The 13,001-nt window shown below is 36.9% G+C and carries 10 protein-coding genes; 9 read left to right on the top strand and 1 reads right to left on the bottom strand.

Annotation, left to right across the window (positions count from 1 at the left end):
• The first annotated feature begins 161 nt into the window (after positions 1–161).
• From EA365_13920 to EA365_13885, 8 genes are all read left to right on the top strand, one after another.
• A complete protein-coding gene (locus EA365_13920) occupies positions 162–1,121 on the top strand; it encodes a PhoH family protein (GenBank protein TVQ42949.1) in 960 nt (319 codons plus the stop codon).
• Between the two features lie 3 nt (positions 1,122–1,124).
• A complete protein-coding gene (locus tag EA365_13915) occupies positions 1,125–2,279 on the top strand; it encodes a methyl-accepting chemotaxis protein (GenBank protein TVQ42948.1) in 1,155 nt (384 codons plus the stop codon).
• Positions 2,272–3,087, top strand: coding sequence for a flagellar motor protein (locus EA365_13910; protein ID TVQ42947.1), 816 nt, complete (start codon positions 2,272–2,274; stop codon positions 3,085–3,087). Before EA365_13915 ends, EA365_13910 begins: the two co-directional genes overlap by 8 nt.
• A 37-nt stretch (positions 3,088–3,124) precedes the next feature.
• Positions 3,125–3,514 carry a hypothetical protein gene (locus EA365_13905; protein ID TVQ42946.1) on the top strand — a complete coding sequence of 130 codons (390 nt, stop codon included), beginning with the start codon at positions 3,125–3,127 and terminating at the stop codon, positions 3,512–3,514.
• Positions 3,515–3,518: 4 nt separating this feature from the next.
• A complete protein-coding gene (locus EA365_13900; GenBank protein ID TVQ42945.1) occupies positions 3,519–5,852 on the top strand; it encodes an exonuclease in 2,334 nt (777 codons plus the stop codon).
• A gap of 5 nt (positions 5,853–5,857) precedes the next feature.
• The gene (locus EA365_13895; protein TVQ42944.1) at positions 5,858–6,706 is read left to right on the top strand and encodes a hypothetical protein; all 849 of its coding nucleotides are present in this window, start codon (positions 5,858–5,860) and stop codon (positions 6,704–6,706) included.
• A gap of 212 nt (positions 6,707–6,918) precedes the next feature.
• Entirely contained in the window at positions 6,919–10,473 is a 3,555-nt protein-coding gene (gene nifJ / locus EA365_13890; protein ID TVQ42943.1) for a pyruvate:ferredoxin (flavodoxin) oxidoreductase, read from the top strand.
• 1 nt (position 10,474) lies between these two features.
• Positions 10,475–11,476 (top strand): dihydroorotate dehydrogenase-like protein, encoded by a 1,002-nt coding sequence (locus EA365_13885; GenBank protein TVQ42942.1) that lies wholly within the window; start codon positions 10,475–10,477, stop codon positions 11,474–11,476.
• A 91-nt stretch (positions 11,477–11,567) separates the two neighbouring features.
• Here EA365_13885 and dcm read toward each other — a convergent pair whose 3' ends face one another.
• The gene (dcm, locus tag EA365_13880; protein TVQ42941.1) at positions 11,568–12,644 is read right to left on the bottom strand and encodes a DNA (cytosine-5-)-methyltransferase; all 1,077 of its coding nucleotides are present in this window, start codon (positions 12,642–12,644) and stop codon (positions 11,568–11,570) included.
• On the opposite strand from dcm, the gene EA365_13875 reads away from it, so the two are divergent.
• The gene (locus EA365_13875; GenBank protein TVQ42940.1) at positions 12,629–12,937 is read left to right on the top strand and encodes a hypothetical protein; all 309 of its coding nucleotides are present in this window, start codon (positions 12,629–12,631) and stop codon (positions 12,935–12,937) included. The two genes, dcm and EA365_13875, sit on opposite strands and share 16 nt — an antisense overlap.
• The last annotated feature ends 64 nt before the right edge of the window (positions 12,938–13,001 follow it).

The raw sequence follows: 13,001 nt of genomic DNA, 5'->3' as shown, positions 1-13,001 counted from the left end.
CCTCAACCGCGCATTTACTAATCTATCTCTTTTCTTAGGCTTTGTCAACCCTTTTGGGCAAAATTTTGGAAAAAAGTTGGGGAACTTGTCTGAATTGCTTTTCTATTCTAGGTTTCGTAGATTTTAAGTTAAGCTAGAATTTTAACTACTTTGGGAAAAATATGACTGAATCGATCGAAAGAATAGAATTACCTAGTATAGAAGCGGCGATCGCCCTGGCTGGAAATCAACAAGAAAATCTTTACTTCCTTACTCGTCATACCGGCGCTCAAGTGGTTTTACGAGGTCAAGAATTACTAGTGATGGGTAAACCTAAAGCGGTGACTAGATGTCTTGAGGTGATTAATTCTCTGGAATCCTCCTGGAAGGAAGGACAATCAATCAATGAATCGGATTTATTAACGGCTTTTCATGCTTTAGATACGGGAAGAGAAACAGAATATCAAGCTATCCAAGCTGAAGTTATCGCTAAAACTCGACGAGGTGAAGTAATTAGAGCGAAAACTTTTCGCCAACATCAATATCTCCAAGCTATTCAAAAACATTATCTGACTTTTTGCATTGGTCCTGCCGGAACTGGTAAAACCTTTTTAGCTGCGGTAATCGCTGTACAAGCTTTATTAAAGGAAGAGTGCGATCGCCTGATTCTGACTCGACCTGCGGTAGAAGCGGGAGAAAAACTGGGCTTTTTACCAGGAGATTTACAACAAAAAGTTGACCCCTTTCTACGTCCCCTTTATGATGCTCTTTATGAATTCATAGACCCCGCGAAAATACCAGATTTGATGGAACGGGGTAAAATTGAGGTAGCGCCTTTAGCTTATATGAGAGGACGCACCCTCAGTAATGCTTTTATTATCGTTGATGAAGCTCAAAATACTACCCCTGCTCAATTAAAAATGGTTTTGACTCGTTTAGGTAACCATTCTCGTATGGTAGTTACAGGAGACATTACCCAAATTGACTTACCTAAATATCAAGACTCGGGATTGGTAGTAGCCGAAAAAATCCTCAAATCAGTAGAAGGAATCGCTTTCTGTCATTTTTCTCAAGCTGATGTGGTGCGTAACCCTCTAGTACAGAAAATAGTAGCAGCTTATGAACAACACCCTAATTTATAAACTATGTTTGAATTCCTAGAAACTGTGATGAGGGGATTTAATTTGTTACCCCCCTATCTTTTATGGCTGACTGTTTTTTTAGTAATTATCCCTAGTATAATTGCTATTTTATTACGTTTTGCTCTCCATAGACACCTAACTGTTTTAGCTGCTAAACTACGCAAGTTATTGCGAGGAGAAACCCTAAGCAAAACTCCTCTGATTATTAATTATCTAGAACAAAGAGTACAAAACGCTAGTGCACAAAGACAGGATATCAACACCACTGCTTTAGTAGATGGTACGTATAGTCAAGAAAGATTTCGCTTGTTGGGTATTCCTTTACAATGTGAAGCTATAGACCATCTAACCCGCAATTTACCCAATTTATTACTCTCTTTTGGCTTATTTGGAACCTTTTTGGGGATAACTATTAATTTAGCTAATTTAAGTCAAACCCTCACTCAAAGTGATTTAACCGATGTAAGTAGTCTAATTCAAGGATTAGAAAAACCCCTACAGGGTATGGGTATCGCTTTTATTAGTAGTTTAGTAGCTGTATTTTGCAGCGCTATACTGACGACGATTAATTTTTTGTGGAATACTAACGTAGCTAAATTAACCTTATTAAACTCTCTAGAAGATTATCTAGATAACGTTTACTGGTTAACGATACCCAATACTTCTAGTAAAAGTTTACAAGAGGGAGTAGAAAAACTAGTCAGCGAATTTGGTTTATTTCTGAACATATTTTCCGAACAATTTGGGACAACCCTAGAAAGAGTGATGACTAATTCCGTCACTCAACCCCTAGAAAAAATGATCGCTCAAAATCAACAAATCACTACAGCAGCAGAACAAGCTTATCAAGAATTGCAACAATCTACCCTAGCTATGGCTAAAAGTACAGGAACTTTTAATCAAGCAGTAAGTATATTAGATAAAAGTAGATTCTCTGAGAAACTCTCTTCAGCGGTAAGTGATTTGGCGATCGCCCAGAATCAATTCTCTCAATCAGCACTAATCCTGAACAAATCCACCAAATCCATTGAAGACACATTAGAATTATTACAGAAATCAATCTTAAAAATAATTAGCTTAACCGAAGAAATGAGCAGCATCAACGAAAAATACGGTCTGATATTGCAATTACAACAAAGCAAGAAAAACTATGAGTAAACGCTACAGAGAGCAAGAAGCAGAAAACCTCAATATTTGGCCCTCTTTTACGGACTTAATGTCTAATGCTTTTATGATTATTAGTCTGTTTTTGCTGTTAGCCTTATTTAAATCTCTTTTTCTTAAATCTACAGCAGAAGAAACCGAAATAAGTCTGACTCAAACAGAAGAACAAGTCTTAGACTTACAAAGAGAATTAAGAGCAAAAAATCGAGAATTACAAAACGCCGCAAGACGCACTAGTCAACTTGAAAGACAAACCGAGAGACTCAATACACAAATAGACACATTAAACACAGACATAGAAACCCTTAAATTAGCACCACCAGTAGTCGTCATTGAAAACTCCGGAGAATTCCAGTTCGACTCAGGAAGCGCCGAATTATCTAACGGTTTGCGCGAATATATACGTACGGATTTAGTCGAGCGTATCGAAGCAGTTACACAACAAAGAGATATTTATATTGTAGAAATTATTGGACACACCGACGGACAAGCAACAGTTGCAGGTAATAGTAACCTAGATACTAATCTAGAAGCAGTCGCACAAGGAGACAAACCCTCCAATCAATTAAACCCAGGATCTAACGCAGATTTAGGCTTAATGCGCGCTCTAGAAGTAGTCAAAGAATTACAAGCATTGCAACAACAAGGACGTCTGCAAGGGATACAATTCCGCGCTTATTCAGCAGCACAATTACTACTACCTTCGGGAGAATTTGCTAATCCTAGTCGCCAAGCAGACGCTTCTAGAAGGAGAATAGAGATACGCTTCTCTCCTTTAGGACAAGCAGAAACGGTAAGATAATTCAAATTATCCAAAGAATTAACCCAATCCCTTTCCGATGCAATCTGTGCCCACAGGAATGACCATCGCTCCTGATAATAGCATTTATATTACTAATTTGATTGACGTCGCTTTTGATAGTAATAGTAACCTTTATGCTTTAGAGTATGCTAGTAATGTTCTTCCAGGAGATTTGACAGGTAATCTTTGGCGAATAGATACCAATGGAACGAAAACAAGAATAAATATACAAGGTTTACAATTTCCTACTGGTTTAGCAATAACTGAAAATGATACTATTTATATAGCTAACAATGGTTTTGCTACAGGAGTTGGCGAAATTATTGAATTACAACCTAGTAATGTTATACCAGAACCTTCCTTATTATTATCTTCTGTACTGTTAAATCTAGGTTTTTTAGGCTATATGTTCAAATTTAAACGCTGAATTAATGTTATTGTCTCCTAACTTTTTAGTCATTGATACCGAAGGTAAACAGGAAATAAATGAAATCGCGATCATAAATAAAAATGGTCGCTTGATTTATGAAGCTTATAATAAATCTACCTTTGGAGTTAAATCAATTGCCGAGATTGTGGAGGATATCAAGGAAATTATCCCTAATCACTTATTAGTTTTTCATTCCGCTCAACACGATCTACAAATACTATCCCAGAGTTTTAAACAAGTCGGTCAATCTTTTCCCAAGGTCAAAACAGATTGTACTTATCAACTAGCTAAGAGATATTTTCCAAGACTTGATAGCTACTCCCTACAATACTTGAGTCAGTATTTAGATTTAAGAGTTAACGGTCGAGTATTTAATCTTAATCTGGCTCATTCAGCTAAATATGATGCCCAATTCACCTATCAACTATATCAGAAAATTAGAGAAAAAATGTTTCAAAATACTCTCAATCCTTTTAGTAGTAATCGCGTTGATACACCCTTTCAACAACACCCTGATTATTCTCAAATCTATCAAGAAGAGTTTAACACCCTAACTTCTATTTTAACAGATATTAAATTAGAGCCAAATCATCAGAGTAAAGGTGCTATCATTATTGGTGAACCAGGTTCGGGTAAAACTCATTTAATTATGCGATTAGCCCAAAAAACTTTAGCAACTAATCGTCTCTTATTTATACGTCAACCCAATAATGCTAAGTCGATTTTATTTCATATTTATACGCGTATATTAGAGTCTTTAGTTGAACCAGTTCCTAAGACTAATTACTCACAACTAGAATATTTTTTAGCCAAAACTTTTGTTAACTTTATGCGCTTAGAAAAACATTGCACAACTCCAACTAAGCTCAATTTGTTAACAGAGTTAGAAGCTGATCCATTTAGCATTTATGACAAAAGAAAAAACTTCCCCAAAATAGAAAAATATTTGACAAATTGGTGGAGTAAAAAACATGGAGGTAGTGGTTATTCTCTAAATATCATTAAAGGAATCGTTAAATATTGTAGCTACGTAGATAAAAACTATAAAATCTTAGTAACCCGTTGGTTAGCTGCTGATGAATTAAAGGATGCAGAATTAAAACGTTTAGGATTAGACAAATGGTCACAAGAATTAAGTCAGGAAAACTTCGCTTTAGAAGCTATTTCTGTGTTGGGAAAACTTTCCTTATTAGATGAACCTTTAATTATTGTTTTTGATCAACTAGAATCTCTTAGTCTCCCCTATAATCAGGAAATTTTACTCAGTTTTGGTGAAGCGATTAAAGATATTTGTACTCATGTCCCCAATAGTTTAATTATCCTTAATTTATTTCCCGATCGCTGGTCACATTTTCAAGAATTTTTTGATCCTTCCGTGATTGACAGAATATCTCAGTCTATCATTAATTTATCCCCTATTAACCCAGAACAACTCCAGCAAATTTTAAAGATTAAATTAGCATCTACTGGAATAACTTTAACTGAAATATTTACTACTGAAGATATTCAAGATATTTTACAGCAAAATTCTATCAGAAAGACTATTAATAGAGCAGCAGATTATTACCGTTATCGAGTCCATGGTATCACATTACCTCAAAACAATCAAACACAATTAGATTTTAAACCAATCAAAACTTATGAAGAAAGACTAAACCAGCTAGAAACAGAGTTACACCAAATAAAATTACAGTTAGCGCAATTATTAGATACGGAAGCAGTAGTAACTATCCCAGAAACCATACCTCTGATTAACAAAACTGAAGATCATATCTTATTAAATTATTGGGAAACAGAGAAGGAAATACTGTCTCAAGACTATAATAATATTAAAATTATCGATGATAGTGATGAGATTGGTAAATTAAGGCAAATAGCAACAGCATTTTTAAAACGGTATTCTGGTAAAATAACAGTTTTAAGATTAAGAAAACTAGTTATCCCCGAAAACCTAGTAATCAGTCATGGTAAACAAGAAAATGTACTAGCTTTTCTAAACGAAAACGGGAGTCGTTTTACCCCACGGATGAAAAATTTTAATCAATTATTAGTTAATCATCCTCATTTACAGTTTATTTTAATACGCGATCGCCGTCAACCCGCTATTAACGGTAAAGTTGGTCTCAGAGAAATAACCAATTTTACCCAGAGTAGCAATGCTGAGTTAATTATACTGGAAAAAGAAGCTCGAATCGAGTTTGAGTTAATGTATAAGATGATCACTGATATTAATAACCGCGATTTAGAAATTGATTTAAAAACCGCCATAGATATTTGGGTTAAATATTATCATAATTCTTGGTTAGTCAAAAAAATGTTAGGACAAGTTAAATAATCATTATGGTTAAATTTAACAATTTCTGTTTTTGTACTTTAGCAATAGGATCTAGATATATAAACTTAGCTTTATTATTAGCGGATGACCTAGCTAAATATTCTCCCGAAATTAATTTTATCGTTCTCACAGATAACCCTAAACAATTTAAGAATAAACCCAATGTTATTCCTTACTTACATTATCCCCAGAGTTGTAAATTTTATAATGATAAAAGGTTCGTAATTGCCAAATCTCTGAATCTATATGAGTCTTGTATCTATATAGATGCAGATATGCGCTTGTTAGCAACAGTACCTGAAAATTTAAATTTTGTACCTGGTATTATCGCTTATAGTTCTTGTAACATTGCTAAAATCAATAAAACCGATGACAAAAAACTTGATTTAATTAGAAATATTTGTCAAAAATCATCACTAGATATTAGCCAAGTAAAGTTTATTCAGGAATTTTTATTTTATGTAACTAGACATGAAAATATTCAGGAATTTTTTAGACAATGGGAAATTTTAGCAGGATATTTTGAACTAAAGGGATATTATGCAGGAGAAGGTAATATTATTGGGTTAGCAGCAGCTTTAGCTCGAGTACCAATAGAGCATGATTATGATAAAAAACTTCTGATATTTAAAGATAGAATAGAGTTAGTAAAACAGCAAAATCATCAACTAGTAATTGATAAATTGTACAAATATTTAGAAGAACAAAGAAAGTATGAACATCCCCAAAGAAATATATTAGAAAAAATACAAGATAAAATTAGCAATACTTTAAGCTTTAATCTCAGAAAATGGCGCTTAAAAGTAAATACTATCAAATACTCAGATATTTATTCTCACTTAGACAAGTATTAACTTATGTAAATAAAATTTAATAAAACTCTACAAAAGATCTAAATTAATAAGTAAAAAATAAGCTATAATAACGAGATAAAAAAAGAATCAAGAATCTAAAATAATCTTTAAAATGTGCCGAAAGTAGCGGTATTTATAGTTAAAATAAAGTCAAAATGTAAAGAGGTAGAACATATAGTTAACTAATTAAGTTAACTTAAACATTGACGATTATGAAAACTAAAAAATTTACAACCGTGGACGCTAATGAAGCAGCGGCACGAATAGCGTATAAACTAAATGAAGTAGTGGCAATATACCCCATCACACCCGCTTCACCGATGGGAGAATGGTCAGATAGTTGGATGTCAGAAGCAAGAGAAAACTTGTGGGGGACAATTCCTTTAGTAGTACAATTACAATCTGAAGGTGGTGCAGCAGGCGCAGTACACGGAGCACTACAAACAGGGTCATTAACCACAACCTTTACAGCATCCCAAGGGTTGTTATTAATGATTCCCAATATGTACAAAATAGCAGGGGAATTAACCCCCTGTGTAATTCATGTAGCAGCGCGATCGCTAGCAGCCCAAGCACTATCAATATTTGGGGATCATAGTGACGTAATGTCGGTAAGATCCACAGGTTTTGCCCTATTATGTTCAGCATCAGTACAAGAAGCCCAAGACTTTGCAGCGATCGCTCAAATAGCGAGTTTAGAATCAAGAATACCCTTTATTCACTTCTTCGATGGATTCAGAACATCCCACGAAGTCCAGAAAATAGAAGTCTTAGAAGACGACGAATTAAGGGAGATGATCGATGAAAACTTAATCTTAGCTCATCGTAGTCGCGCCTTAACACCAGATCGTCCTGTAATCAGAGGAACAGCGCAAAATCCCGACGTTTATTTTCAAGGAAGAGAAAGCGCCAACCCCTTTTATGATGCTTGTCCAGATATTGTAGCTAAAGCATTTGCTAAATTTGGCGAAATCACAGGAAGAGAATATCAACTCTACGAATATCATGGCGCACCAGACGCAGAAAGAGTGGTAATTTTAATGGGATCAGGATGTGAAGCGGTCCAAGAAACCGTAGATTATCTCACCAATCAAGGAGAAAAAGTCGGGGTACTTAAAGTCCGATTATATCGACCTCTAGATCAAGAAAGGTTAAGCGCAGCATTACCCAAAACAGTAAAAACCATCGCCGTTTTAGATCGTACCAAAGAACCAGGAGCAGCCGGAGATCCACTTTATTTAGACGTAGTCAACGCTTATCTAGAGATAGGATTTGGCGAAAGTAAAGTAAAAATTATCGGAGGTCGTTATGGTTTATCCTCAAAAGAGTTTAACCCAGCGATGATCAAGGGTATTTTTGACAATCTCGCTCTCGATAAACCCAAAAACCACTTTACCATTGGTATCAATGACGACGTAACCCATACCTCCTTAAGTTACGATGCTGATTTTGACATAGAACCTAAAGAAGTAGTTAGAGCGATGTTTTATGGTTTAGGATCAGATGGTACAGTAGGAGCGAATAAAAATACCATCAAAATTATTGGAGAAGAAACAGATAACTACGCACAAGGTTATTTTGTTTACGACTCCAAAAAATCAGGAGCAGTCACCGTATCCCATTTACGCTTTGGTCCAGACATAATTCGCTCTACTTACTTAATCAATCAAGCCAACTTTATCGGTTGTCACCAGTGGAGTTTCTTAGAAAAACTAGACGTACTCAAACACGCAGCAGTTGGAGCAACTTTTCTCTTAAATAGTCCCTATAGCGCCGATACAGTGTGGGGAGAATTCCCTATCGAAATTCAAGAGCAAATAGTACGACGCAATCTTAAAGTTTACGTAATAGACGCAGGGAAAGTAGCTCAAGAAAGTGGGATGGGAAGAAGGATAAACACCGTGATGCAGGTTTGTTTCTTTGCCCTAGCAGGAGTACTACCCAAAGAAGAAGCGATCGCCGCGATTAAAAAAGCGATCCAAAAAACCTACGGGAAAAAAGGTCAAAGCATCGTAAAAATGAACCTAGACGCCGTAGATCAAACCTTAGACAACCTTTTTGAAGTAACCATAGGTGTCCCGGATTCTACTAAACGCAGACTTCCTGCAGTTCCCCCTGAAGCACCAGAATTCGTCAGAGAAGTAGAAGGAAAAATACTAATTGGGGAAGGAGATGATTTACCAGTAAGTGCGCTTCCCTGTGATGGAACTTACCCCACGGGTACAACCCAATGGGAAAAACGCAATATCTCCGATATTATCCCGGTTTGGGACCCTGATATCTGTGTACAGTGTGGTAAATGTATCTTAGTTTGTCCTCATGCAGTGATTCGGGGTAAAGTTTATGAACCTAGTAACCTAGAAAACGCTCCGGAAACCTTTAAAGCGACAGCAGCTAAAGATAAACATTGGTCAGGACAACAATTTACCATTCAAGTAGCTCCCGAAGACTGTACAGGTTGTGGAGTTTGCGTAGATGTATGTCCTGCGAAAAATAAATCACAACCATCCCTTCGCGCGATTAATATGGAAGCGCAGTTACCCATACGGGAAACAGAAAAAGCCAATTGGGAATTCTTCCTAAACTTACCCAATCCCGATCGCCGTCTCCTCAATTCCGAAAAAGTCAGAGAACAACAACTACAAGAGGCATTATTTGAATTTTCAGGAGCTTGCGCAGGTTGTGGCGAGACACCTTACGTAAAATTACTGAGTCAATTATTTGGCGATCGCTCTTTAATTGCCAACGCTACGGGTTGTTCTTCCATCTACGGTGGTAACCTTCCTACCACTCCTTGGACACAAAACGCCGAGGGAAGGGGTCCTACTTGGTCAAATAGTTTGTTTGAAGATAACGCCGAATTTGGTTTAGGCTTCCGTGTTTCTATAGATAAACAAAAAGAATTCGCAACAGAACTCCTGCAAAAACTAGCAGGAGCAATCGGTGATAACCTAGTAACCGAGATTCTGGCTAACCCCCAAAAAACCGAAGCAGATATCTGGGAACAACGAGACAAAGTAGCAGCACTTAAAGCTACATTAAACACCATCAACTCTCCCGAAGCTAAACAACTCCTAGCAGTAGCAGACTATCTAGTCAAAAAATCAGTCTGGATTGTGGGGGGAGACGGTTGGGCTTATGATATCGGTTATGGTGGCTTAGATCACGTTCTCGCGAGTAGTTATAACGTCAACGTCTTGGTTATGGATACCGAAGTTTACTCCAATACAGGGGGACAATCTTCTAAAGCCACACCACGAGCAGCTGTAGCCAAATTCGCCGCAGGTGGTAAACCCTCAGCCAAAAAAGACCTAGGCTTAATCGCCATGACCTACGGTAATATTTATGTAGCTAGTGTAGCTATGGGAGCAAGAGACGAACATACACTTAAAGCCTTCCTAGAAGCAGAAGCCTACGATGGACCATCCCTGATTATCGCTTATAGTCACTGTATCGCTCACGGTATCAATATGCAAACCGCGATGAATCATCAAAAAGCTTTAGTAGAAAGTGGACGCTGGTTACTCTATCGCTATCACCCCGATTTAGCAGCAACTGGACAAAATCCTCTCCATCTCGATATGCGATCGCCCAAAAAACCAGTGCAAGAATCTATGTATCAAGAAAACCGCTTCAAGATGCTAACTAAAACCAAACCAGAAGCAGCTAAACACCTCCTACAACAAGCACAAGCAGACGTCAATCACCGTTGGCAAATGTATCAATATCTGGCTGAACGTTCCTTGAACAATAACCAAGGAGAATAACATGGACTTAACAACTAATTATCTCGGTTTAGAATTGCGATCGCCTTTAGTTCCCGGTGCTTCTGCACCCTTAAGCGAGGATATCGACAACATCAAACGTATGGAAGACGCAGGGGCTGCCGCGGTAGTCTTACACAGTATCTTTGAAGAACAATTAGAACTAGAACAACACGAGCTACATCATAATCTCGTTTATGGTACAGATAGTTTTGCTGAAGCTTTAACCTACTTTCCCGAACCCGATATCTTCCACGTTGGCGCTGAAGTCTATCTAGACCACATTAGTAAAGCCAAAGCCATGGTAGATATCCCCATCATCGCTAGTCTCAATGGTTATAGTGTTGGTGGTTGGATTCATTACGCTCAACAAATTGAGCAAGCAGGAGCAGACGCTTTAGAATTAAATATCTATACCATTCCCACAGATCCTCACCAAACTTCTGCAGAAATAGAACAAAGTTACCTAGACATCCTCATAGCTGTCAAATCAGAGATTAAAATTCCTGTAGCCGTAAAATTAAGTCCTTTTTGGACTAATATGGCAAATATGGCTAAACGCTTTGACGAAGCAGGGGCAGACGGACTGGTACTTTTTAACCGTTTCTATCAACCAGATATTGACCTAGAAAACCTCGAAGTCTATCCCCACGTCTTACTCAGTACCCCCCAAGCTATGCGCTTACCTATGCGTTGGATTGCTATTCTCTATGGTCGCATCAAACCTGACTTAGCCGCCACTAGCGGTATTCAAAAAGGTCAAGACGCGATTAAAATGGTGATGGCGGGAGCAAAAATAACCCAACTCTGTTCCGCTTTATTACGTCACGGTATCGATCATATCCAATATATCGAAAAAGAAATGATTCACTGGATGGAGGAAAACGAGTACGAATCCATCAAGCAAATGCAAGGAAGTATGAGTCAAATCAACTGTCCTAATGAGAGTGCCTTTGAAAGGGTACAATATCTCAAGAGTGTCTCTATTCCCCAACCTTACGTGTAAATTAGTTTCTTCTTTCTATCCGTTAGGAGAATATTTAATTTCTTGACCATAAAGAGCGTTAACCTTAATTCTCTAATTAGGTACACGCTCTTTAGGAGTAAGGGGTCAGGTGTTCCCCATTCCCCCCGCTTCCTACGGGGATGGCGCAATTGATAAATGTTTTGTATATATTATCTGCTATTGATTTGAGCACAGGTATTGCTACTGAATTACCTAATTGTCTATACATTTGGGTTCGAGAAACAGGAAAAGTAAAGTTATCAGGAAAACCCATGAGAGATTTACATTCATTTTTTGATAATAATCTTAATCCTGTTTCTCCATCTCTAACAAATGTACCTGTTAGTCTTTGAATTTTGTGATAAGTAGAAACAAATGTTTTAACTTTTACTTTTGACTGGTTATCGACAATTTGAGGTCTCCCATCTGGTTTTTTAAATAAATATGTGTCTTGTAAATGCTTAGATATAGAATAACCTGTAAGATTACTTTCAATAAATCTATCTATAAATACATCATTTTCTTGACCAAGTGGAAACAAAAAATTAACTCTTTGGTGTAAATATTGACGATAAAACCCTACTAAATATATTCTTTCTCTAACTTGAGGTAAATCAAACAATGCAGCGTCTAAGATACTATATCTTACGTCATATCCCAGGAAATCTAATGTTTTAAGGATAGTTTGCCAAGTTTTTCCTTGATTATGAGTTACTAAACCAGGAACATTTTCTAGAAGAAAACAAAAAGGCTTTTTAGCAGCTAAAATATTGGCTATATTAGAGAAAAGATTCCCTTGGGTTAGATGTTGAAAACCCTCTCTTTTGCCGATTGTACTAAAAGGTTGACAAGGAAAACCAGCTAAAAGAATATCATGCTTTGGTACATCATTGACAGAGATACTGTGAATATCTCCAAAAGGTTTCTCGTGAAAATTGGCTTCATAAGTTATTTGAGCATATTTATCCCATTCCGAAGAGAAAACACACTCACTATTAAAGCGAGAAAAACCTAATCTCATTCCACCTATACCAGCAAAAAGGTCAATAAATCTAATTTTATCTGGGAAATCATATTGATTATGGGAACTGTAATCAGAGTTGAGTTGTTCGATTAACTCAGGAATATAGCTATTATTTTGATTCTTGAAAGATGTTATTGTATTCATATTACGTATTATCTAAAAATGCTGCCACTAGCGGTATTCAAAAAGGTCAAGACGCGATTAAAATAATGATGGCAGGAGCAAAAATAACCCAACTCTGTTCCGCTTTATTGCGTCACGGTATCGATCATATCCAATATATCGAAAAAGAAATGATTCACTCGATGGAGGAAAACGAGTACGAATCCATCAAGCAAATGCCAGGAAGTATGAGTCAAATCAACTGTCCTAATGAGAGTGCCTTTGAAAGGGTACAATATCTCAAGAATGTCTCTATTTCCCAACCTTATGTGTAAATAATCTGAAATAGATTGAGAGAAAGCCAGTAGGGTGCGTTCCTGGAAACTCCTGTGAATTGTA

The organism is Gloeocapsa sp. DLM2.Bin57 (assembly GCA_007693955.1).
Classification (GTDB): domain Bacteria; phylum Cyanobacteriota; class Cyanobacteriia; order Cyanobacteriales; family Gloeocapsaceae; genus Gloeocapsa.
The sequence above is the reverse complement of the archived record's forward strand: the minus strand, read 5'-3'. Positions and strand labels throughout refer to the sequence as shown.

Bases quoted from the DNA above. Each gene is read 5' to 3' on its own strand.
- EA365_13915 (TVQ42948.1), top strand. From the start codon at position 1,125: ATGTTTGAATTCCTAGAAACTGTGATGAGGGGATTTAATTTGTTACCC.
- EA365_13900 (TVQ42945.1), top strand. From the start codon at position 3,519: ATGTTATTGTCTCCTAACTTTTTAGTCATTGATACCGAAGGTAAACAG.
- nifJ (TVQ42943.1), top strand. From the start codon at position 6,919: ATGAAAACTAAAAAATTTACAACCGTGGACGCTAATGAAGCAGCGGCA.
- EA365_13875 (TVQ42940.1), top strand. From the start codon at position 12,629: ATGTTATTGTATTCATATTACGTATTATCTAAAAATGCTGCCACTAGC.
- EA365_13895 (TVQ42944.1), top strand. From the start codon at position 5,858: ATGGTTAAATTTAACAATTTCTGTTTTTGTACTTTAGCAATAGGATCT.
- dcm (TVQ42941.1), bottom strand. From the start codon at position 12,644: ATGAATACAATAACATCTTTCAAGAATCAAAATAATAGCTATATTCCT.
- EA365_13920 (TVQ42949.1), top strand. From the start codon at position 162: ATGACTGAATCGATCGAAAGAATAGAATTACCTAGTATAGAAGCGGCG.
- EA365_13885 (TVQ42942.1), top strand. From the start codon at position 10,475: ATGGACTTAACAACTAATTATCTCGGTTTAGAATTGCGATCGCCTTTA.
- EA365_13910 (TVQ42947.1), top strand. From the start codon at position 2,272: ATGAGTAAACGCTACAGAGAGCAAGAAGCAGAAAACCTCAATATTTGG.
- EA365_13905 (TVQ42946.1), top strand. From the start codon at position 3,125: ATGCAATCTGTGCCCACAGGAATGACCATCGCTCCTGATAATAGCATT.